Annotated in this window: 16 protein-coding genes; all 16 read left to right on the top strand. The window is 44.3% G+C overall.

The window, feature by feature from the left end; genetic code table 11:
- Positions 1-312: 312 nt before the first annotated feature.
- Entirely contained in the window at positions 313-948 is a 636-nt protein-coding gene (locus KUV50_RS01130) for a DUF4255 domain-containing protein (protein WP_222578239.1), read from the top strand.
- Between the two features lie 2 nt (positions 949-950).
- Complete coding sequence (locus KUV50_RS01125) at positions 951-2270, top strand: hypothetical protein (protein ID WP_222578238.1); 1320 nt, start codon at positions 951-953, stop codon at positions 2268-2270.
- A 30-nt stretch (positions 2271-2300) separates the two neighbouring features.
- Complete coding sequence (locus KUV50_RS01120; protein WP_222578237.1) at positions 2301-3710, top strand: phage tail sheath family protein; 1410 nt, start codon at positions 2301-2303, stop codon at positions 3708-3710.
- A gap of 37 nt (positions 3711-3747) precedes the next feature.
- Positions 3748-4653, top strand: coding sequence for a hypothetical protein (locus tag KUV50_RS01115; protein ID WP_222578236.1), 906 nt, complete (start codon positions 3748-3750; stop codon positions 4651-4653).
- 30 nt (positions 4654-4683) lie between these two features.
- A complete protein-coding gene (locus KUV50_RS01110; protein ID WP_222578235.1) occupies positions 4684-5616 on the top strand; it encodes a hypothetical protein in 933 nt (310 codons plus the stop codon).
- A gap of 27 nt (positions 5617-5643) precedes the next feature.
- Entirely contained in the window at positions 5644-6111 is a 468-nt protein-coding gene (locus KUV50_RS01105; protein ID WP_261394951.1) for a phage tail protein, read from the top strand.
- 12 nt (positions 6112-6123) lie between these two features.
- Entirely contained in the window at positions 6124-6585 is a 462-nt protein-coding gene (locus KUV50_RS01100; protein WP_222578234.1) for a phage tail protein, read from the top strand.
- A 14-nt stretch (positions 6586-6599) separates the two neighbouring features.
- Positions 6600-6758 carry a DUF5908 family protein gene (locus KUV50_RS01095; protein WP_222578233.1) on the top strand — a complete coding sequence of 53 codons (159 nt, stop codon included), beginning with the start codon at positions 6600-6602 and terminating at the stop codon, positions 6756-6758.
- Positions 6758-7465 (top strand): CIS tube protein, encoded by a 708-nt coding sequence (locus KUV50_RS01090; protein WP_222578232.1) that lies wholly within the window; start codon positions 6758-6760, stop codon positions 7463-7465. Before KUV50_RS01095 ends, KUV50_RS01090 begins: the two co-directional genes overlap by 1 nt.
- Positions 7462-9234: a type VI secretion system tip protein VgrG gene (gene vgrG / locus KUV50_RS01085; RefSeq protein WP_222578231.1), complete on the top strand. Its 1773-nt coding sequence runs from the start codon at positions 7462-7464 to the stop codon at positions 9232-9234. The genes KUV50_RS01090 and vgrG overlap by 4 nt, the downstream gene beginning before the upstream one ends.
- 182 nt (positions 9235-9416) lie before the next feature.
- Positions 9417-9707, top strand: coding sequence for a PAAR domain-containing protein (locus KUV50_RS01080; protein WP_222578230.1), 291 nt, complete (start codon positions 9417-9419; stop codon positions 9705-9707).
- Between the two features lie 269 nt (positions 9708-9976).
- Positions 9977-10396 carry a GPW/gp25 family protein gene (locus KUV50_RS01075; protein WP_222578229.1) on the top strand — a complete coding sequence of 140 codons (420 nt, stop codon included), beginning with the start codon at positions 9977-9979 and terminating at the stop codon, positions 10394-10396.
- A 15-nt stretch (positions 10397-10411) separates the two neighbouring features.
- Entirely contained in the window at positions 10412-15037 is a 4626-nt protein-coding gene (locus KUV50_RS01070) for a hypothetical protein (protein WP_222578228.1), read from the top strand.
- A 28-nt stretch (positions 15038-15065) separates the two neighbouring features.
- Positions 15066-22016 (top strand): hypothetical protein, encoded by a 6951-nt coding sequence (locus KUV50_RS01065; RefSeq protein WP_222578227.1) that lies wholly within the window; start codon positions 15066-15068, stop codon positions 22014-22016.
- The gene (locus KUV50_RS01060; protein WP_222578226.1) at positions 22006-23619 is read left to right on the top strand and encodes a contractile injection system tape measure protein; all 1614 of its coding nucleotides are present in this window, start codon (positions 22006-22008) and stop codon (positions 23617-23619) included. The genes KUV50_RS01065 and KUV50_RS01060 overlap by 11 nt, the downstream gene beginning before the upstream one ends.
- 36 nt (positions 23620-23655) lie before the next feature.
- On the top strand, positions 23656-24072 hold the full coding sequence (locus KUV50_RS01055) for a hypothetical protein (RefSeq protein WP_222578225.1): 417 nt from the start codon (positions 23656-23658) through the stop codon (positions 24070-24072).

Below are 24072 nucleotides of genomic sequence, written 5' to 3'. Positions count from 1 at the left end.
CCACTTCACGACAACATTCCTATTGCAATTAACTAATTTTGTAAAATTTTAGCAATACGTTCCAAAAATATACGCAACTTATTTTGTGGATTAACTTTTTATTGTTATATTCACCATCACATCCACTATTACCAATGGGGCTCGAACACCCAAATCCGAGAAACCAACCCCAATTTCTTTTGCTCTATTCACGTGGACAATCTTTTCTTTTTACTAACCCTAAAAAGAATCTGGCATGATTTGATTTCACATGTTTTAAAACTCAAAGGGAAACTATTTCCCGAAAATTGAATATGATAAATCACCGAAATCATGATCGGCCTTGCATTAAAATTATTGAGGGATGAACTGAGTAACTATGTTTTTCAGAACAAGCGACCTGCTGATTCCATTGGGGGTGATGACATCATCTTGCACAATATTGCAGCACTGGACGGAGACGCGCAAGGTAATCTTAGTAATAAGATAGTGATAACTTTGGTCAATACAGAAGAAGAAAGCACACTAAAGAACACCAATCACGTATCAAGTACCTTCAGCGGAATCAAATACGCCGAACCTCCAGTTTCATTGAATTTATATATACTCATTTGTACCACGCTGGGTCAAGACTTGCAGGATGCCTACGAATTCGCGTTGGATCGGCTGTCTCTTGTGATTCAGTTTTTTCAAGCCAAAAGGCAGTTTACGGTAAAAAACTCTCCATTCACAAGTATTTCCAGCGACCTGAATATCAGCCCTGAAATAAAGGATCAGCTAAAGCTGAATGTAGAACTATACACCCTGACCTTCGAACAAATCAATCACTTGTGGGGGTCTTTGGGTGGAAAACAGGTTCCATTTGCCATGTACAAGGTACGTCTGGTCAGGATAAGAGAAGGATCCTCGATCAAAGCTCCTCCGATCGAAGAGATCTATACCCGCGAAGCAATCACCAACGACAGTTAACCATGGGAAGGACTATTTTTAAACGACTGGCAGAAGTGCAAATACTTCACGACTATTTTTTAACGATGGCCGACGGGACTTCTTTTTTTGAATTGAACAAATCAGAAAAACAAAACCTTCTCGAACAAAAAACAAGTCGGTCCTTGTATTCAAGACATCAAATATTTGACATAGCTCCAGTTGACAAGACCATTCTCAGTGAAAATAAAATTCTTTTTGCCAGAACCCCGTTGGGCTTTATACTGGGAACCGAAGTGGATGTAACAGACCAGGCCGGGGAAACGAGGTACAAGCCTGTTTATGATATTCCCCGTAAGGTGGCCTTGTCATTTTCCTTAAAATCAAAATTACCTTATTTTAAAAGTTTGACCAACGTCAGGTTAAATCCCCCTTTCCCTGCTACCTATTATTTCACCAATAAAGGACGTCAAGAATTTGATGAAAATACCGGACCACCGCATACTACTTTACCTCTGAGTCAAAAAGCCCTTGCCCCTCAGAACGGTGAAATCTATGAAATGGGTTCCCTGCTCAATTTTGGTAGTACTTTCAAGCAAGCTATCCGACAAACCAATGGAAGCGACCTTCCCAATTGGAAGAATATAGAGGATAGGAGGTTTGTAACGCATGCTGACCATATGCTTTTGCCTCACAAATTCCAATACCGGCTCAGTAAGAATCAGTTGGTGACAAAGGTAGAAGCCGTATTAGAAGATACCGGTAACAATGAGATCAAAAAAATTATAAAAACCAGCACCGGGCCGATCAACAGTATTTTGCTGGATTTCTCCAAAATTGATGTGGCAGACAGCAACCCGGTTCCCATAGAATCCGGGATATATCTTGTAAAAATAAAAACAAACAGCGCACAGCAAATTGTCCATCAGCTCCATTTGAACGACAAACTGTACAATCGGGACCACTTTGGGGTCATTGACCTCCGGTTCGATGAAGAAAACAGTCCGTTTAGTCTGTTGAACGATCAGGGATTTCTAAAGGCGAAAATAGATAACACCGGGCAAAAAGTACCGCATCCCGTATTTGAAATCCGGCTGGGCAATAGAACATCCTACTGGAGATACCATAAGGATAGCCCTTTCACAAATGATGAAATTGCGGCCACCAGTGGTCACCTGGACAACCCGACTAGCCACCTGCTCATTGCCAAACAACCGAAAGGACTCACGGCCACGCTGGTCCCTTTTCAAAATGGATCCACTTTGTTATTGCCCCATCCCAAAGCACCAAATATACGGATCGAACAGGACAAAATTTACTCCGATATATATATTAATCAATCCAATGGATTGTTAAAAAACTAAGATCGCTGATCATCTAAAAACAAAATTACCATGAACTACAAAACACCAGGGGTTTATATTGAGGAAATCCCTAAACTCCCACCATCCATCGCTCAGGTGGAAACCGCCATACCCGCTTTTATTGGCTATACCGATAGAGCGGTGGACCACAGGGGAAACGACTTGACGAATGAACCCAAGCGGATAACTTCAATGCTGGAATATGAACGATTTTTTGGGAAGCCCAACCCTGAAACCGGGCTGGTGGTCACCATTTCAGGAGATGCTGCCAATCCCGAGTCCGTATTGGCCAGCATCAATAACCCATCCAAATATAAAATGCACTATGCACTGCAAATGTATTTCGTCAATGGAGGCGGTCCCTGCTGGATCGTATCTGTGGGTGATTATTCCCAGCCCCAGCCCGGATTCAACGCACTGAAAGCAGGGCTGGACAGTACCGAAAAGGTGGATGAAATCACCTTGTACGTTTATCCAGATGCACAAGGTCTGGACACGGAAGATGATTTTTACAATTTATTCGGAGAAACCATGGACATGTGTGTCAAGCTCAAAGATCGGTTCGCAGTGATGGACATCTGGCTCGACCCCGATCAACCCGACTTAATAGCCAATGTAGGTACCATGCGAAACAAGACCAAATCAGAAGAAAGAATCGTCAAATATGGAGCGACCTATTTTCCCAATTTGGAAACCATACTCGACTACTACTACGGGGGCGAAGGCACTGGAGACAGCAATGTGAACATTGAACACCAGGGTGGCGATGATTCTCTGACAGGAACACTCACGGAGTTAAAAGGCAAAAACAATGCGCTCTATTTCCAGGCTCAGCAAGCCATCCGGAACTTTCCACTAGAAATGCCTCCTTCTCCGGGTGTCGTAGGGGTGTATGCCCGTGTGGATGATTCGAGAGGGGTATGGAAAGCCCCAGCTAATGTGAACATGGATTATGTAATCCAGCCCGTCATCAAAATCACCGATGAACAACAAGAGAACCTCAATGTAGATGTAAATTTTGGTAAATCCGTCAATGTAATCCGATCCTTTGTAGGTCGGGGCAATGCCCTAATCTGGGGTGCACGCACCCTGGCCGGCAACAGCAATGAATGGCGATACATACCAGTCAGACGATTTTTTAATATGGTGGAAGAATCGGTCAAAAAAGCTACCATCCAGTTTGTTTTCGAACCCAACGACCGCAACACATGGTCTCGTGTAAAAGCTATGATCGACAACTTTTTAATACAGCAATGGAAGGTAGGTGCCCTCATGGGAACCACGCCTGAGCAGGCTTTTTATGTCAAGGTTGGGTTGAACGAAACCATGAGCGAAGTAGATATCTGGGAGGGCAGAATGATCGTCGAAATTGGGATGGCCGTCGTACGACCTGCCGAATTTATCATATTGAAATTCAGTCATAAAATGTTGTCTGAATAATACCGGAAGGTCATGCATAATTTAAAAATTCAGTGATATGGCAAATAATAAAAACAACGACAAAAAAAACACGCAGGGTCCCGAATCGGTTATTTGTGGAAAACTTAAAGTACTAAGAAATGAAAAAGAGACCGCCCGTAGTCTGACCAAAGCACTTCTAACACAGCAAAAGGCCAAAGAGACGGTTCGTGCCTATAAGATATGCTGCCTGGACAAGGCGGAGCAATCCAATGATTTCTACCAGGACATTTATACTTGCATCACGCTTAGCAATTACAAAAAGGCCACTATCGTCCAGCAAAAGGTAGATGACTACATCAAAAAAGATGGTGAAATCGAAAAGTTGATTAAAGAGTCTTCAAGTCAGATCAATGAATTGCGTATCCAAATAGAAGAAGCCCACAATGAAGCCTGCTCGATGTCCAACTGTGTAAAGAACAAGCTCTTGCCAAAAAAAGGAAAATCTTCCAAAGGAGACAACACGGACAAAATAGAGGATGGTATGAAAGACATTTTGAGCATCACCAAAACCCTGGACGAAAAAGGACAAAATGCCTTTGATTCCATGGTGACTCTGGCTGGTATTCAAACCTTTACCAACACAGAAGGACTCAAGCAATTTGTCGCAGACTTCGTGGAGAAGATCAACACCTTCAAGTCATCTATTGAGGCCAGTGTAAAAACAACAGGTGAAGAAGTCATCGACTTCAGGGCAAAATTGAATAAAATCATCGAGGAACTTGCACAGATAAATTGTGATAAACAAGTACAGGATAGTATGGCCAATGCGATGACGGAAATTATCGAATTCATCTGTGAAAGCGATTGCGATGGAGAATGCCTGGACTTGTGTAAAGAGATCAAAAATTGCTTTGACAGGAACGGAAGTAATAGAGATCGGAAACCTGATATGGCCGGTAGCATGGGTCAAGATCAGTATTAAACGGGTTTCGAAAAATAAAAACAAAAAGTTATGACAAAATTTATGATAGATCGTGCCTGCTGTGAAAACGGTTCAGGCGTTGACAACCAACCAAAAGATTGTCTGGGCAAATGGAAGCAAGAATTGGAACATGTCAGCAATGAATACAATGAAATGCTGGCCGAAACAAACAGCTATCACGATGCCTACACCAATTCTCTAATCTGGGAAACTAAGCTACACAGGTGGCACGAACTGGTAAAAACCACCGATGGTAAAGCCGACGAAGTAGTGAATGTCTTACAATTTTTAGCTGACCGGATCAATCTATTGTGTAAAAATTCACATTGTACGGTAGAAGCTTTGGAGAAAATCATCTGCCTGGTTAAACGGATTTTTGACGCTTTCTACTCCTATGATGAGGATCAGACTGGCCTGAAGGATAAGATTATCGCCTTCAAAAAGGAAGTGGAATGCTCCAATGCCAGCGACGAAGACAAAGCAGAAGCGATCAAATGCATCGAAAACTATGAGGCAAAAATAATGATCGTGTGCGAATTGCAAACTGCTATACTGGACAAGCTGTTGGAGACACTGAAATGCACTATCCTTTTGGACCATTTCTTTTGTGATGAAAATTCTGGTCTTAAGCAAAAAATCATCGGGATTATTGACGATTTTGAATTGGGTTTGCCTGAAGAAGAGCAATGCGGTACCGGGGGACAGCAGGAGGAAGGAAACGATTATGACCCAGAATTCCCCTGCGACCCGGAAAAAGTCAAACCGAAACCAAAGTTCAGGATAGGCCAAGAGAACACCTATTTCAATGAGGTTGCAGAAGCTTATGAAACAGCAAAAGAAAAAACCCGGACATTGAAGGAAAAATGGATTAGCCACAAGAAAAATAGCGACAACAAACTATCGCACAAGACCAGTCTCACTGAGGCAATACGGGCGGCAGAAGCTGCGGAAAGCGGAAAATAATAACAATAAATTAAAATAATAAAAAAGATGGCAGCAATAGGCGATTATCCAGTACCCAAGTTTCATTTTAGAGTAGAATGGGGAACTGACTTCAGAATTGGTTTTACCGAAGTAAGCGGGCTCGATTTCGAGACTGAAGTCATTGAATACCGGGAGGGAAATAGTAAAAAATACAATAAAACGAAACAGCCCGGGCTTACCAAATTCAGCAACGTCACCTTGAAGAGAGGTACTTTCCAGGGGGACTTTGACATGTTCACCGAATGGCAAAAGACCTATTTCTTTCAGGAGGACAACGATACGGGTTCCAAATACCGTCGCGCAGTTTCCATCAAACTGTTGGATGAAAACCACGAACCTATAATTACCTGGGTTCTTGAAAACGCGTGGCCCAGCAAGGTCCAATCCACAGACCTCAAAGCCGATGCCAATGAGGTGGCGATAGAAACCATGGAACTGGTGCATGAAGGCCTGACTATTTTGGAAGCAAAATAAACCCAACACAAGATGGCAACCGGTTATCAAATGGTGGGATTTCATTTTAGGGTAAAGTTCCTGAACCTACCCGAAGACAAAGAAGCCGACATAAAATTCCAGTCGGTGACCGGACTTGATGTACAGCTTGAAAAGGAAAGCATCAAAGAAGGTGGAGAGAACCGGTTTGAGCATGGGGTACCCACGAGAAGCAAATACATGTCCCTGACCTTAAAGCGCGGGATGCTCACGCCAAACGAATCGAGCTTGACCCAATGGCTCCAGGAGGCATTCCAAAATCTGGAAATATCGCCCATTGCCAAGGTCAATGTCGAGCTCCTAAACGAGGCACATAATGTACTCATGCAATGGGAACTATCGCACGTGTGGCCCCTGAGCTGGAAGGTGGCCGAACTCAATGCCGAGCGAGGCGAAGTTCTCATTGAGACCCTGGAGCTCAATTACAATTATTTTAAACTCGTGGCTGTAGCCTGACAAAAAACTAAACAATGCCTATAGAAATAAGAGAACTGGTGATCAAAGCAACGGTAAACAATAAGGATACCCGGACGTCCGACAGCGGTAGTTCCCCGGAAGTTGCAGAACCACTGATCAATGAGATCGTGGACCGGGTATTCCGCATTTTAGAACAAAAACAACATCGATAATGGCGGACAATGGAAAACTGGAAAAAGTGTTAATTCACGCTTATGACGACGAGGAGTTCAGACAAAAATCAGAGCTAACGCCCAATCCCATATCTCTGCCTGTAAATCCGGAAAGCTTTACCCAGAACTTCAAAGTGGAGCTCAATGAACAACAAGGCCAGGGAAACCAGGGCACTAACCCCGATTACAAGGGCACGAAACCAGAAGAACTAAAGCTCGATTTTGTATTTGATGGCACCCGGGTCATCGAAGGCTACAAATACAACGGAGACGATCCTTCGGTAAAAGCACAGCTGGATATCTTCATGAATACCGTTTACAATATGGACGGAGAAATCCATCGACCGCATTTCCTGCAGGTACAATGGGGTAGCTTTATGTTTCCTTGCATTCTTTCCAACCTTGACCTGAATTACACTCTTTTCAAACCCAATGGTGATCCACTCAGAGTAAAAGCCAGCACGACTTTTTTAAATTATGTCGCACAAAAGGAACGCGTCGCCCGGGAACGTAAAAGATCACCAGACCTGACCCATGTCAGAATGGTTAAAGCCGGTGACCGTTTGGATTTGATGACCCATAAAATTTACAATAAATCCCAATATGTATTACAGGTCGCCAAAGCCAACGGACTAAGTACCTTTCGGGAGATAACACCCGGCGATGAGTTAATTTTTCCACCCTTGGACAAAACGAGCACGGCATGAAAGAGCGGGAAATACCGGTAAAAGCGACCTACAATGTAGCTACCTTTGACATTCTGATCGATGGGCAGGAAATCGACCCTGGTTATCAGGTCATGTCCATATCCATCGTAAAGGAAGTGAACAAAATTCCCGTCGCCAGAATTATTTTCAAAGATGGTGATGCTTCCGAAGAGACCTTCCCTATCAGTGAAAATGAAAATTTCATTCCCGGAAAATCCATTAACATCAAGCTGGGCCGAGATAGCGAAAATCAGCAAATGTTTAAGGGCGTGATCGTCAAGCATGGCATCAGAGCGAAAGAGAACGGGGAAACCGAACTTATCCTGGATTGCAAAGATGAGGCTGTAAGAATGACGATCGGCCGGCACAGCCGCTATTTTGAGAATAGCACGGACAGCGAAATCACGGAAGAGCTGATCACTCGCTATCCGGCCCTGACCCCGGATGTGGAAGCTACCTCCTATACCCACGACGAAATGGTGCAGCACCATTGCACAGATTGGGATTTTATGATGATGCGTGCTGAAAGCAATGGAAAGCTGGTCACAGTAGATGATGGCACCGTTCAGGTGAACGCACCGGACACCAGTGCGGATGCAGCACTCGCTGTGCTGTTCGGCTCTACTTTGATTGATTTTGAAGCCGAAATGGATGCCAGTCATCAATGGGCTTCGGTAGAAGCTAAATCCTGGGATTATGCGGGACAAAGTTTGTTTGAGGATAGCACAGACAGTATTGATATTAACGAACCTGGAAATGTGCCAGGTGAAGAACTTGCTTCTGCCATTGGTCCGGAGCAATTCGAATTAAGGCATACGGGACAAGCCATTGGAGAAGAACTACAGGCATGGACGAAATCCTTTCTACAGCGCAGCAGGCTTTCCAAGATCCAGGGCCGGGCAAAATTTATCGGTTTTGGTGAGCTGAAGCCCGGACAATTGATCGAACTTCAGGGCATGGGGGCCCGATTTACAGGTAAAGCATTTGTATCCGCCGTTCGCCAGGATATCTACAACGGCTCTTGGTACACCCAGGCACAGTTTGGGCTAAAACCGACTTGCTATGCCAGGGAATATATGGACATCAACGATTTGGGGGCAGGTGGCCTCCTTCCACTCATCAAAGGATTGCAGATCGGAAAAGTAGTCCAACTGGAAAACGACCCGGAAGGAGAAAACAGAATTCTTGTGCGCCTACCCATTATCGACAACGCAGCACCCGGGATTTGGGCCAGAGTGGCCACCCTGGACGCCGGAGAAAACCGGGGCTCCTTCTTCCTACCCGAACTGGAAGATGAAGTGATCGTGGGATTTTTAAATGATGATCCACGCGACGCAGTAATATTGGGTATGTTGAACAGCAGTGCTAAACCGGCCCCGATTACCGCAGAGGATACCAATAATGAGAAAGGTTTTGTTACCCGATGCGGGATGAGACTGCACTTCAACGATGACACCAAAACCATTACTATCGACACTCCAGCCGGGAACAGTATAAAACTGGATGAAGCCGATTCTTCGATCACCGTGGAAGACCAAAACGGAAACGTCACAAAACTGGATAGCAGTGGCATTGAAATGGAAAGTGCGACCGATATTAAGATAAAGGCTACTGGTAAAATCGACATTGAGGCCGGTGCGGCACTCAGCATTACCGCGGCTCAGATGAGTATTTCTGCCCAATCTTCCATGGAAGTGAAAGGTGCCACCACAAAACTGACAGCCGATGGTATTACCGAAGTAAAAGGATCAATCGTGAATATAAACTGATTAGAGGAAAAGGGGCATGGTGAAAGCTCAAAGCAAAGAAGTTCCAAAGCCTCAAGCTGAAAGCAAAGAAGTTCAAAGGCTCAAGCTGAAAGCTGAAAGCAAAGAAGCTCAAAGGGGGGAAGGGGAAAGCTCAAAGGAGAATATGATGTAGAGAAAAAAGAGAATAACTTAAAAACAAAAACATGCCACCAGCCGCAAGATTAACAGATATGCACACCTGCCCTATGTTCAATGGACCGTCGCCTCACGTTGGAGGTCCCATAACCGGACCCGGGGTGAGTACAGTTCTTATCGGGGGTATACCCGCAGCCGTGATGGGTGATATGTGTGTATGTGCAGGCCCTCCCGACACCATTGTTAAAGCCTCGTCCACGGTATTTATAGGCGGTATGCCTGCCGCCAGAATGGGCGATCTGACTGCCCATGGCGGGGTGATCGTGCAAGGTTTTCCAACGGTGATGATTGGCGGTTGAGGCAAGTATTATTTTTTTGTTATGAATTGAGAGCGATGATTGATGAAATTATGAATGATGAATGTATTAAGGGATTCATAAGTGGTCACCAAAACATTTTGGAACATCACGATGAAGTATTAAACAGATCGGGAAACCTGTGGGAAAGATGAAGCTCGGGGAGGATTGCCAAGCTAAGTTTAGTGATTTCAAGCAGGGATAACCCGGCGGCAAGGTGGATTCCACCGGAGGAAAAAAGAGTTAAATCCTTTTTTAACTAAAAAACGACCATGAATGACAAAGCATTTTTAGGAACAGGGTGGTCTTTTCCACCCGTATTTGACAAGGGCAGCAAGTCGGTTCGACTGGTAAGTGCTGAGATTGATATTGCCCAGAGCCTGGAGATACTGCTGTCGACCAGCCTGGGAGAACGGGTCATGCAACCCGATTATGGATGCAACCTGAAGGATTATCAGTTTGAAAGCATTGACAATTCTTTTCTCGGCTTTCTCAAAGATCTGGTAGAACGCGCCATTTTGTATTACGAGCCTCGGATACGTCTCGAGAATGTGGAGGTGACCGAAGCAGACTCCATTGAGATCTTTGAAGGCCTTATTAAGATAAATGTGACCTACCGGATTGAAAGTACGAATACCCGATTTAATTATGTCTATGACTTTTATCTAAGGGAGGCAGCACAGGCACCTTAATCCAACAACGAAGTAATGAAAAAGCCGACCAACATAGCGCATCCTTTAAAAAAACGGACCGGCTCCAGTCAGGGCAACCGTCGGAAAGAGGCTTTGTCGTGGCAATATGCTCCGATCGATACCAAGACCCTGGCGGACCGGCTATATTTCATCAGCCAATACGCCAAACTGGTCAACTTTTTTGATGTAAAAACAGGTCCGGACAACAAAGAATATCAAGAGGTCTCCAACTGGACCGATTTTTTTGAAAACAGTCTGCCATTCCGATTGGCCAATTTCAGCAAGACATCTCCGGAAGATTTACAAAATCGGTTTTCGTTACTATACCAGGCACTCCGGAAAAATCCATCTCCGCTTAGTCTGGAGGCATTGTTGAACTTTATCTACCATGAAGTCTTTCTTCCGGTTGCCAACCTGTTCGCGGCCGTAGAGCAGGCGAACAATAGCTTCAGCACCCAACTGCTGGCCATGATAAAATCCTCCTATCAAGCACCGCTGATTGATTTTATCGCTCTTTACAATGCAAGTAGGACTTTTTTGTGTATTACCGGAAAAAACTTCAAACGTTTTTTGCAGCCGCCATGGCAGTTATCGGCAAAGAAAATTTATGCATTGGAACCGTGTATTCAGAAAGTGAAAAAAGGAAAGAACGAAGCGTATCTTCTGGCGGGTGAAATGGCTGGTGAGATTTTTGATCGGTTTATGTCCAGCCTCGAAGAGATTATTGAAACTTCGCCCAATTATATCCATGAAAGCCTGGTTCCTTTGGAAGCTTCTCTGCAACAAAAACATGAACCGCATCTGGCTTTGTTGTTCGGTTTTCTGAAGCTTTATGAACACCTGCAGAAGGACATCAATAGCCTGAGTAAAAAGCATCTGGATTTTTTCTTCAAGAGGGTGCTTCAATTAAAACCTGCAGCAGCCGTTCCTGATAAAGCACATCTCGTTTTCGAACCAGCCAAACATCTCACGGATGGTTATCTGCTTCCGGAAGACTTGTTACTAAAGGACGGCAAAGACAGCAACAAGCAAGACATCGTTTTTGGCCTTGACCAGGAGCTGGTCATCGATAAAGCAAAAATAGCCGGTCTTCGCAGCTTTTCTTTACATCCCACAAAGGACCACAATAGCAACCAGTACATTGAAGGCGCCTACATCGCACCTGTGGCGAATTCGAGGGATGGAAAAGGAGAAAAATTCAAGGAGGACGGCGCCAGTTGGGCCACTTTGGGCGGAAAGTACAGCAAACTGATCCGGGAAGGGCACGTACTACCGGAAGAACATCCCCCGGCCCGATTGGGGTTTGTACTTTCTTCCCCGGTCCTGCTTCTGCAGGAAGGGAGGCGGGATGTGACCATCACCCTAGATTGCAACCTCCATGAGCAAACCCCACCCCTAAGTCCGACCGAAAAAGATGAACTGAAAGATCGTATAGAAGACAAATTAAATGTACCAGGAACGGAAAAATTGTATTTGTTCAGCGAATTCCTATTGATTGAATGTGACGAAAGCCTGGCTGCAGACAAAAAATTGTCATTATCTGCCAAAAATTATATTCGGCAGTTATTGGCTAGAGAGAATCCTGTTGAAGTAAAAGAACAGGAATTGGATGATTTTTTCAAGGTCCGAGACTTTGTAAGCTGCGAACCCATCTTTTCCGAAAACGATAAAGAACAGCTGAAAGAATGTTTGGACACATTGGATTTTGCCATAAAAAACAAAGATCAGCCCTTGTTCAAGGTCTCTTTGAGCGGGGAAAAAGGATGGATTATGGTTCGTCCTAAAATTAAGATTTTAAAAGACCCGCCAACGGGTGCCGACATCCAAATTGAAATAATATTCCAACTCGCTGCCGATGTTCCGGCGGTGGTATCCTATAATGAAGAGAATTTAAAAGAAAAACTCGATTTAAAAGACACCATCCCGGCGGTAAAAATCGAACTCAACGAAAATCTAAAAGTCTCCTGCCCTGCCGGTGATAGGGACGAAGAAAAATGCTGCTTGAAACATAAACCAGAGCCTTCCGGGGATATATTTATTTCTCCGTACCACTTCTTGCGAAAATTACAGATCACGAATGCCAGGATTGATGTGGATGTATGCGGAGTCAAAAACCTAATCGTCCAAAATGATGCAGGAACGCTGGATATTAACAGCCAAATTTATCCATTTGGCATTCGGCCCGAAGTACCAGGCTTTGATCCCATGAACCAGGTTGACCTGGGACCCCCTGCAGACCCCAACGCAAATCCCGAACTTTTCTTAGGCCCAAGTTTTTACATCGGCAGCAAGGAAGTTCTCTATAAAAAATGGGAAGCCATTCGTGTGAATATGGAATGGAAAGAAAAGCCCCATGACTTCCACGATCATTACAAGGCATATTTAAAACATAAACCTGACGTGAACGATCCACCGGCGGGAGAGCATTTTGGGTTGTTCGAAGGTGACTTCAAGGTCAAGATCGACCTTTTGGACCTTGGTAACTGGACAAATATCGATAAAATAAAATTGTTCAGTGAACCCGATCCAGGCGATATGGACTTCAAGGATTTGGACTGTGCCGTGACCAAATATGCATGGGAATTTACCAATGATCTGACTGACCGATATATTGATTACGAGCAACCGCTTGATCTTTTTAAAAATTCACAAAATGGTTTTCTAAAATTTACTTTAGCCGATCAGGACTTTTTACATAAGGAGTACGCTTTTGTTTTGGCCAGACAAATGTTGGCCTATGCATTCACGGGCGAGAATAAAAAGCTTGCAGATGCTATTTATGTGGATGATTCAAGTAAAATTGTCATTTCTCCATTCGTGGATTTTTTGAATGAAGCCGAGATCATAGAAGCTGTAAATGATCTTACATCCGATTTGATCACTGTGGTCAAAGAAGTTTTTACATTTATCGAAAATAATGAAGTCGCTCTTAAAGGCGATGTAGCTGCCATAAAGGCCGATATTGAATCGGCCAAGACTACCCTGGACAGTGACCTGACTCAATATTTTAATGATGTGGTGGGAGCTATCCTGGATTTTGCCGCATCTTTCCCCGCAAAACAGGGCGAAATAATCACTACCCTCGATAACATTGCCACTGGCAGCGCACAAACTGCGATCGACAATCTAAATGTTTTTTTAACGAACCTCAAAGACAAGTTTACGGATCCGGACGGCATCGATGACCTGATTGCAGAGGTAGAACAGGCTTTTGAAGATTTCCACAATCTTTTGGACGATACGGGCATCTTCAACTTTCTGTACGGAAAGGGATTCCAGGCCTTGATCCCGAAGGAACCGTGGACTCCCATTATCAAGAACTTATTTCTCGATTATTCCGCAAAGGCAAATATGGAGGATATTAATATCATTCATCTCTATCCATTTGAAAACACCTCCAGGTTTGAAAACCTAGAAAAAGGCCAAACACTATTCCCATACTTCACCGACAGGGGCAGTTTACTTGTAGGATTGAAAGAGATTACTCCGGGGGGTACGCTCTCGCTGCTCTTCCAACTGGCCGAAGCCTCAGCCGATTCGGAGACGGACCGAGCGGATATCAATTGGCACTACCTGACCAACAACAACTGGCAGCCGCTTCGACCCAATTTCGACATCATCAGCGATGACACTGATGGACTCACCGTTTCGGGCATTGTGACCATCGCAATTCCCGGCGATATTAGTAATAAAGGCCACACGATCATGCCCGATGACACCTACTGGTTGAAAGTCTCGTCTCCATCAAACATCAAAGCGATCGCTGAAACTATTGACGTACATACGCAAGCAGCGCTCGCATCCGCCCGGATTCAAAAACTTAACGATAAAGACAGGCTGAAACATCCTTTGCCGGCTGGAAGTATTTCAAAGCAGGTCAATAGCGATTTCAATGTAAAAAAGGTGGAACAACGCTATGATTCTTTTGGGGGGAACCCTCCGGAAGTTTCGGGTCATTTCTATGTACGTGCAAGCGAGTACTTAAGACACAAAGGGCGCGGAATTATGATCACCGACCATGAAAAGATCATACTGGAGGCTTTTCCTGAGATCTATAAAGTCAAGTGTATATCACATACCATGGGTTTACCAGTCAGCGATTATCGGCGCGATCTGGAAATTGCACCCGGGTACCTGATCATTGCCGTGATTCCCGATCTCACAAAATTAAAAGCCGGGAACCAGCTCTCCCCAAAAGCCCCCGTTAGTCTGTTGGACAAAATCGGTGATCATTTGAGACGAAAAATCTCACCCTTTGCACGAGTCAAAGTGATGAACCCCCGCTACGAACCCATTAACGTGGACATTGAAGTTAGGCTTTACCGGGGGAAATCTCAAAACTACTATGCCCAAAAACTCCGCGAGGAAATCAGCCAATTTCTGGCTCCCTGGTTTATGGGTGAATCAGAAAAACTGGCCTTCGGACAGGAAGTATTCTTCTCTGATTTGGTGGACTACGTGGAAAGTCGGGGCTACGTGGATTTCATACTGGATATCCGGCTTAGCGGCGAGTGCGAACAGGCTGGTAGCGTTATCAAACCACTTACGGCCCGATCCATTCTTACCAGCGGAGAAGTCTGTGTCAAAATCAACAAAGAGGAATGTCAAAAAGCAGGAAATCAAGAGGTACTCATAGAATGATTAAAAGAAAAATGAATGAGGTAGAACCATGGCAGGGATTTTTAGTAAAAATATAGCCACAACGATCCTTCAGAATGATCCGGCTTTTCCGGATTATCTGAACTTTGACCAACTTCGCAAAGAAGGTCTGGCACATATCGGTCAGCTTGCCGGAAAAATATGGACGGACCACAATGTCCATGACCCGGGCATCACCATCCTGGAAGTACTCATCTATGCGTTAATGGATCTCGGCTACAAAACCAATCTTCCTTTTGAAGACCTGGTTGCCATGAACAAAAACCAGAAAGAGGACAATTTCCTCACTCCACTGGATATCCTTACTATCAACCCCGTCACCATTCTTGATTACAGAAAGCTCTTGCTAGAATGCCCGGGGGTGGCCAATGTTTGGCTGGAACCTGTAACGCAGGAAGTTGACCTGGCCGTTCTTCAGAAGGACAACGGCCTGGTATGTAATACAGAATACCCAAGGGAAGTCCGGGATGGCCGCAACCACCCTTTTTACAGCCAACTTCACCTCAATGGTTTATATAAAATATTTATTGAAAAAGAAGCAAGCGCAAAAGATGCAAAACTAAAAAAGCGGGTCAGAAAACTGTGGTCAAAATACCGAAATCTCTGCGAGGACCTGGTCGATATCACTATTTTGGAACCCCTCGAATTTGGAGTATGCGCCAATGTGGAGATTAGTACAGGAATTGACCCGTCCAGGATTTATAAAGCTATAATAATAGCCATCCGGGATTTTATTCAGCCTCAAATAAAATATCATACGCTGGAGGAAATGCTGGATAAGGGAAAGTCCATCGACGACATTTTTGCCGGCCGGCCATATTTGGAGGAAAGTATTGGGTTTGTGGATACCGAAGAACTGGAAGCTATCAAGAGACGCAAGGCCATCTATTTGTCTGATTTTTACAATGTAATTTTATCCGTTGATGGGGTACAGAAAATTAAGTCCATCCGGATTGATGGAGGGACGGTGGTCAACAAACCATCTTATGATTGGATAGAAGGTCAATCAATACGGGATGACCAAGTGCCCGTATTTTCCTTAGATAAAACCTGCGTGGACCTTTACAGAGCGAATGGTCTTCTAAATATTGAAAAAAATAAGATCCACGCAACGTTACCATTATATAACAAGTTTCTATTAAGTCCGGACAAGCTCAATGGATCCGTTCCTTCAGGAAAGTACCACGAAGATCTATCCCGCTATTACTCCATTCAAAACGATTTCCCTGTGGTCTATGGAATCGGTGAAAATGGCTTGCCTGACCATGTTAGTCTTGACCGAAAAACCCAGGCTTTTCAGCTTAAAGGATATTTGTTGTTTTATGATCAACTGCTGGCCAACTACACGGCCCAATTATCCAATTTCCGGTCGTTGTTTTCCTTAAAGCCAGAGAACGATCGCACTTCTGGCGAAAAGAAAACCTATTTTTCTAAAGTAACCGATACGGTACCCGGTTTGGAAAAATTACTGAAATTCTATGAAAAAAACAGCGACATGTCTACCGACAATGCACTGGCTCGTCCTATAGCCAATGATGAAAATTGGCAAAAAATGCTGGAGCTACTACAAACCGATGGCCGGGCCGGGGTAAGCATTAAAGATTACTGCGGAGATCAGAAAGACGGACTTGACCTGTATATCTTTTCCTCCTCCACGGTTCGAGAAATCTATATCGATCAGCTTAAAGAAAGTTTTTTCCACGGCGAATATGACGTGACCGTTCATAGCGATAAATATGGCTATTTTTTCGTATTGCACCCCAGCCTGCCCAAGGACCTTATATTGGTAGGCTCCAAAAAGCATAAAGCGTATGGAGAAGCAGTCAATGAAGCTGGCGATGTGGCTTTTATCGCGTCCTTTGCCGAAAACTATACCCGGAGTACCGATAAGTCTGAGAATTCTAATCCGGACAGGCATTATTTTGGGTTGAAAGACAACCCGCTTTCGTATCTGAGTCTTATCGGGAAAATCGTGGAGGGGGGAGTCGAATATGAGCAGCGACGTCAAAAAATGCTCGACCATCTTCTGGCGCGATTTGGAGAGGATTTTACCGATTACACCCTGCTGAAATACCGGCAAAATATAGCACCAGAAGAATTACGACAAATCACACTGGATGATCAATCTACTTACCTGGCCAATTATGCCGAATTAAGCAGGGACCGTGGGAAAGCTTTTGATTATTTGCAACCGTCTTGGAACACGGCCAATGTATCGGGCTTTGAAAAGCGGTTATCTAAGCTGGCTGGGATCGAAAATTATGATCGACGAAATTTATGCAATATCGAGGTCACACCCTGTTATGAACTTCAGTTGAAGGACGAGCAAGGCAATATTTTGCTCGAGGGAAAAAGAAGTTATGAAAGCGAACAAGCTTTACGCTATGCTGCAGGCAGGGTATTAAATAGTCTAAAGAATCCTACTGGATTTGAAGAGTTAAAAAGGATAACAACCATCTTTAACAGCAATAAGGCAGTACAGCTCTTTTCGGATCAACCCCGAAAAGAAAACATCATCATCGCAAAATACCGTCATCAGCAGCAATTACTGGATATCAACGGAGGAGTCGTAGCCACCGGTAAAAACACGCGTTATGATTCTGTCGAAGCTGCGGAGGAAGAAGAAACAGATTTTATAGAGAATATTAACGAGCAGAATTTAGTGCCAGGAGAATATACCGGTAAGGGATATGACTTGCGGCCTGTATCTGGTCAGGGACTTTACCTGGACATCACTCCTTTTGATGTTGAGATCATCAAACATCCATTCTGGAAATGGCAGTATGAGCCTCCCGGTTCTGAAGAAATAATCCTCAGCGAGGATTCCTTTGCCACTAAAGAAGGCGCCTGGCAGGACATGACAGAAACATCAGATACCCGTAATTCTATTTCCGAATTTCCTGAAGCGTTTTCCTGGAAAGCAAGCGTGAATGAAGAGGTAATCCTCGTCAGCAAAAGACTATCTCGGTCAAATTCGGAGGCAGAAATTTCATGGGATTTTGCCGAAGCCCGGGCCCGGTCGGAAGAAAATTACTCTGTCGAAAAAAGTGGAGAATCCAGTTACAGGATTATTTTACATGGAGAAGAAGCAGTGATTGCTGTCTCCGAGGTCATTAACCTGGAGGTTTTGGACCCTGAAGCGGCTATTACAGTTAGTACGGTGGCTTTTTCGGAAGGAAGAATCAAACCTGATTTTTCAATACTGGATCGGGCTTTTGGATTTCAAATTCCGGCTAAGAACAGTTTTCCGACGCTCGAAAGCTATCATCTGTATCCGGATCTAGAATCAGTGATGGAAGCTATGCAAAAAGCCTATATATTGGGCACTTCAAAAACAAACTATCAGGAATACAATCAAGCGGAGAATTCGTTTGGATTCAATTTACTTTTGGAACCTGAGCTGATTTTATTGCGCCACAAAATCAGCTACGAAACCGGTAAAGATCGCGATCGGGCACTGAATTCTGCGCTGCGATTTTTCAAAAAAGAGAAACCACCATTTTCACTCCAAAAACAGCATAATAAATACACCTGGAAACTAATAGGCGAATGGGGCGATCTTATTAGTTCTGACGAAGAATTTTCTTCCAACCCCAAAGCACGAGCCAATTTCAAAGAAAATTTATTGAAGGAGGCCGCGGAAAAGGGGGAAGCTGTTTTTGGCGCCCACCTTTATCATTTCGAAGTGAATACTCAGCCCTCACAATACAAATTTGTATACGGGCTTCCCACTGAAGATGAAGATTTTCAACCCCTCTTTATCAGTGGTTCCTATTTTTTTTCACCGGAGCGGGCGAATACCGCTTATTCCCAATTTGTAAATAAGATACACCGGTATTCATTTAAAAAAGTTGATCATAAAGATTTTGATTATGCCCTATACGAAGGATCCTCAGAAAAACCCGTTGCCATTCAATTTCAAACAGAACATCATCAGGCTCCGGTAGAGTTAACGGAGCCTGTAGTAAGCTACTTTCGGGAAATGTACGATGCCGGGGGGGATTTGAATCCGGCATTTTTTACTAAAAACAGGAAGGGGCATCGGACCCCCTTGTTTAAGTGGAAATTTTTCAAAAAAGATGATCCATTGGCGATCAACCCATATCGTTGCCGCGAAATAGAAGATGTCCGAGAATTCGGTAAATTGATTTGCGATCGGGTACCATCGATAGACATGAGGTATTGTCCGCCAAAAGACATAGTGATCTGCCCCGACAAAGATCCGGAAAAATACCATTACCAACTCTGTTTTGAAGATAAGAACGACCTGGAATTCCGGCTAATAAGTAATGTGGGATACGATAGTAAAGAAGAAGCCCGAGACGCCTGGGTACGGGAATGGTACGGGCTGCTGCTAGCGGCTAAAGATCCGGAAGAATATGGTGCCGGAGGTAAGATAAGCCTCACAGAAACTTATAAACCGGACGATGACAAGGCCTGTGACGATGCTTCCTTCCTGGCCGTGATTCCTTCCAGGAATAGCAGTAAACTTGCAGAAGCCGGAAAAGATGTGATCGGATTCTATTCCCTGATGGCCCGTTTGTTTCCCATTTATGAAGTAAAGAAAAAAGATAAAAGACACTATAAGTTCAAAGTAGTGATCCCTGAAGATGGTCTAGGACCTGCCCGTTGCGACATGATACCTCCGGAGGTTCCGTATGATGATTTCGGCTCCGTGGTCTGGCTGGGCACCGGTTGCTATAGTAGCTACGCGGAAGTAATAAAGGCATATAACCACTTTTATGTCCTGGCTGGTATTTCACAAAATTGCCGGGTCATGTGCGATTTGGGTTGGTATTATCTGACCTTGACCGAAGTATGGGTGGAAAGCTCGTGCAATTACCCTTCGGAAGCCGAAGCCTGGGACGATGCTTTTGCTTCTCTGGATGCCAATGGCAATCCCATAATCACAGACGGGTGTGGTGACTGCAAAGCAGGTGGCGTTCGTAGTTTTTTGTATGCAGGCGACGATCCCAAAAATTATATACCGGTCTGTAAAGATGGAAAATGGACTTTCAAGGTTGTGGCACCGGATTATTTTGTGGCCCGGCATGCGTGCAGCTATGATTCGGAGAAGGAAGCCCATCAGGCGATGAAAGATTGGGAGGAAGCTTTAAAGAATTTGGATTGGAGTAGATATTTGAATTTTATTTCCGCCTCAGCGGAAATACCATCCGAAGAAGAAACAGAAATGAACTTTCTATCGGCCCCGATTAGTACCGGTGAAAAGGGAAAGTGGGATCTGTGCGATCTGGTATTTGCATTAAGGAAGTGTCTGGGGGACTGTCCACAGGCCCTTTTGTCGGAAGAGGAACTATCCGATTCCCTTAAAATGTGCCTGAATAAAATATGCAAAGGCGAGAAGTGGGTGCATGAGTTACTAAAACGACTGGAAGAAGATCCAGGCAAACTTATCCGTCTGATTAATTATTTTCCTGTTTACCTGGACAATGACGCACAGTGTTACCGAATATACTGGCCGGATCACGATCAGGATATTTCAGCAAATGGCCTGCAACCTTGTGGATGTGAAGAGGAACCAGCGGAAGAAAATAATACGTGCGATACAAAGTTCCCTATTTTGAGCAGCCGTTGTTTTAAATGCTGTGAAGAAGCGTGGGAGGCTTTTCAACATCTTTCCCGACTCATTAAAAATGGAGCATATGTTCTGGAATGTACCCAGCGTAGTGATTATGGGCCCTACTCCTTTCAGATGCTGGACCCAGGAAAAGAATTGGGTTACCATCCGCAAAGTTACGACAGCTATCAGGAAGTACTGGATGCCATCACTCTGACCCGGGGATGCGTGGAAAACATGGGTATGCACCTGCTGGAACACATCCTACTGCGGCCCAAAACATTGGAAGATTGCAGATCTATGAATAGAAATGACAATCGTATCGTATCCAATTGCCTGCTGCCCATCTGTCCGGATTACTGCTGCCCCATAAATTGGCACCCGGATATAGCCCCGGACGATCCCTGCGCAGAAGACAATCCCGATGTGATCCAGTACCTGCCGGGCAACGACCCTTATTCCTTCTGGGCCACCCTGGTTCTTCCTTCGTGGGCAAAGGGATTCAGGTCTACGGATGCGAGAAAGGTCTTTGAGCAGTTGATTTACAAAGAAATACCGGCGCTGGTAGGGTTAAATATCTTGTGGCTAAGCCCTCGGGATATGTGCCAGTTTGAAAGTGAATTCAAAAATTGGTTGGGCTGGTTGCAGAACCCCCAGGAACCATTATGCAATCCGGACGGAAGGCATCCCCATTGTCTGATGGTGGATTGCATCAAAGATTTGCAATCGGAACCGGCATGTCCTGCCATTCCCGGAGTGGGAGGTAATTGTAATTGTGGAGTTTCGAAAGAAGAGATCGATCCGTGCTGTCTGCCTCCAGAAACATCAGGTACGGTTTTTTGGGGATATTGCCCACCCGGGGATTTGGAGTCAGTAGCGAAGCCTGAACCCGAAGATCCTGTGGTATTACTTTTATATTCCAAAGGAGAAGATAATGAGGTATTGCGCTCTCAAATCAAGGATCGGAATTACTTATTCGAGTCCAATCTCGATCAATTGGTGGATGAAGACCGTAAGAAGACCAAAAGCTTCAAGCGTACACTTTCTTTTATTAAAAGTACGCCTGCGATACCAGAGTATGTGAAGTTAGTCGATTTTTTCAACCGGTATAGTTTAAATAAATCCGCCAACAAAGAAATGTTTCTCGGATTACTTCAAAATGCGACGGTGCATCTGTTCGCCGGATTGGTACTGGAATGCGATGATGGAATTCCGGAAAAAGAACTTGAAATCCTTCAGGAGAGTATAAATATTCTCGCCGAAAATGGATTGAGTGGCACGGAGTTGAAAAAGAGCTGGAATCCATCTGCTCTTGACTCGATGGCCTACACCAAAACGTTGAATCAAATTAACAAAATACTAAATACAGTAAATGGCCAATAAACACCTCATAGGAAAGCAGGTAGTGAAGGTCGAAGTGGGTGCTTCGGCAGACACCTATGTCCTGCAGCAGCGGTTAAGTGAAATGGTGTGGAACAGACTGGCTCCAAAACTCAACGATTTGTTCGATCATTTTGCTGGGGAAGACGAAGTGTTGAGACTGGATAAAGTAGTAGTAGACCTGGGAGATATCGATCTAAATTTAATAAATGACGATTTGGTCGTTGAAAAAATACTGCGATTAGTAGAAGCAGAATTGCGGCAGTACAGATCCCGCGTTCAACCCAATACGTCAACCCAGTTGGGGAAGCAATTACACCCACAATCCGTGCATTCTACCCGTCAGTATATGTTTCAACTGTGGTTGTACTGGTTGGAAAAGGGCGTCTTGCCCTCCTACGCCTTAAGGCCGGATAAAAATTGGATTACACAGGTTTTGGAAACGCTGGCCATGGAACAACGGGCGGTGTCAGCATTACGAGATACGTTGATGAAAAACAAGCAGGCGATGTACCGGCTTATACTACAGCACCGGATACATGAATTGACATCTATTGTGGAACTTTATACAGGGCACTCACAAAAAGATCTGCCTGGATTACTTAACGAAATTCATGCATACACCACGCAGGACTCCCAACGCCTGGAGCCGTTGAAGACGTCTTTCCGGGCGATGGAAACTGGATTTTGGAATATGATATTCCAGGAAGTTATTCATAAAACCAATAAAAAGAACAGTTTTACTTTACAGCAATTATTTCTGACATCGTTGCCTAAGAACTTCCTCCGGAATTTGGAAGCATTCACGTCTACCGAACGTGAAAATTTCCCACATCTAAACCAACTTTTATCGTCAGAAGGGGCAGAAAGGGAAAATGGAGGGAAACTTCCTGAATCACGCGATCTGGCAAAGGACAAAAATCGAGAAAAAGATCGATGGGAGGAAAACCGAACTAGTGGTGAGAAGGAAGATTGTGGAGAAGATCAATCGATGGCCAATTTCCGGATTTATAATAAAACGGAAAAATTGGGAGAGAAAGATGGGGTGAAAGGAATTCAAAGTAGTGAAATAATGGATGAAGGTCAGAAATATGAAGAAATGGAAAGCCCGCAATTTTTGAAAAATGCGGGAATCATACTGCTTCACCCGTTTTTACATCGTTTTTTTCGAAAACTGGAACTGGTGGAAGACCAGCAATTCAAAGACTATTACACTCGGAGTAAGTCGGTCTACCTCTTGCATTTCCTGGGCACCGGCCATGAATTTATACCAGAATATGAGCTGGTGCTTGCAAAACTCCTTTGTGGTATGCCGGCCAACTTACCCCTGGATCACACCATCCAACTTACTAAGGAAGAGAAAGATGAGGCCAACCGTTTACTGGAGGCCGTGATCATAAATTGGGGTGTTCTGGGGAATACCTCACCCGATGGTTTACGAGAAGGTTTTGTGATAAGGGATGGTAAGCTGACCAGGTCCGACACAGGTTGGAAGTTAACCGTAGAACCCCAGACCATAGACATCTTATTGGACCGGCTTCCATGGGGCATCAGTATGATTAAACTGCCTTGGATGCAAGATTTAATAAAAGTAGAGTGGCGATGATAAATATTTAAATCAAAAAAATAAAAACCAACAATTATGGACAAGCAAAAAGAAAAAAAGAAAAGACACCGGTACCAATATGCGGTAAAAATTGTTTGTACGGCCCATATCCCGGGTACCTCACAAACTTCCGACGGACTGTTGCCCGGCGTGTATGAAACGGCGGTAAATATTCACAATCCGCATGACAAAGACGTAAAAATAAGGAAGAAAGTGGCCAATCCTGGCCACATATCCAAATTCTTAACGTCCGGCATAAAACCCGATGGGGTCGAACGGTTTGTTTGTAAGAAAATCCAGGATTTTGGTACTACGTTTATTCACGGCTTCGAAGGTTTTCTGGTGATCGAAAGCCCTCACAGCCTGGATGTAACGGCGGTTTATACAGCTGGTGCGAGCGGGGGTGGTGTGGCCAGCATAGCTGTCGAGCAGATCAAAGAGCGGAAACTTTAA

Source organism: Membranihabitans marinus, assembly GCF_019802045.1.
Lineage (GTDB): Bacteria > Bacteroidota > Bacteroidia > Chitinophagales > Saprospiraceae > Membranihabitans > Membranihabitans marinus_A.
Note: the sequence above shows the minus strand (reverse complement) of the source record. Positions and strands in the feature narration are given on the sequence as shown.

Coding starts and splice junctions, on each gene's coding strand:
- KUV50_RS01130 (WP_222578239.1), top strand. CDS start 313: ATGATCGGCCTTGCATTAAAATTATTGAGGGATGAACTGAGTAACTAT.
- KUV50_RS01125 (WP_222578238.1), top strand. CDS start 951: ATGGGAAGGACTATTTTTAAACGACTGGCAGAAGTGCAAATACTTCAC.
- KUV50_RS01120 (WP_222578237.1), top strand. CDS start 2,301: ATGAACTACAAAACACCAGGGGTTTATATTGAGGAAATCCCTAAACTC.
- KUV50_RS01115 (WP_222578236.1), top strand. CDS start 3,748: ATGGCAAATAATAAAAACAACGACAAAAAAAACACGCAGGGTCCCGAA.
- KUV50_RS01110 (WP_222578235.1), top strand. CDS start 4,684: ATGACAAAATTTATGATAGATCGTGCCTGCTGTGAAAACGGTTCAGGC.
- KUV50_RS01105 (WP_261394951.1), top strand. CDS start 5,644: ATGGCAGCAATAGGCGATTATCCAGTACCCAAGTTTCATTTTAGAGTA.
- KUV50_RS01100 (WP_222578234.1), top strand. CDS start 6,124: ATGGCAACCGGTTATCAAATGGTGGGATTTCATTTTAGGGTAAAGTTC.
- KUV50_RS01095 (WP_222578233.1), top strand. CDS start 6,600: ATGCCTATAGAAATAAGAGAACTGGTGATCAAAGCAACGGTAAACAAT.
- KUV50_RS01090 (WP_222578232.1), top strand. CDS start 6,758: ATGGCGGACAATGGAAAACTGGAAAAAGTGTTAATTCACGCTTATGAC.
- vgrG (WP_222578231.1), top strand. CDS start 7,462: ATGAAAGAGCGGGAAATACCGGTAAAAGCGACCTACAATGTAGCTACC.
- KUV50_RS01080 (WP_222578230.1), top strand. CDS start 9,417: ATGCCACCAGCCGCAAGATTAACAGATATGCACACCTGCCCTATGTTC.
- KUV50_RS01075 (WP_222578229.1), top strand. CDS start 9,977: ATGAATGACAAAGCATTTTTAGGAACAGGGTGGTCTTTTCCACCCGTA.
- KUV50_RS01070 (WP_222578228.1), top strand. CDS start 10,412: ATGAAAAAGCCGACCAACATAGCGCATCCTTTAAAAAAACGGACCGGC.
- KUV50_RS01065 (WP_222578227.1), top strand. CDS start 15,066: ATGGCAGGGATTTTTAGTAAAAATATAGCCACAACGATCCTTCAGAAT.
- KUV50_RS01060 (WP_222578226.1), top strand. CDS start 22,006: ATGGCCAATAAACACCTCATAGGAAAGCAGGTAGTGAAGGTCGAAGTG.
- KUV50_RS01055 (WP_222578225.1), top strand. CDS start 23,656: ATGGACAAGCAAAAAGAAAAAAAGAAAAGACACCGGTACCAATATGCG.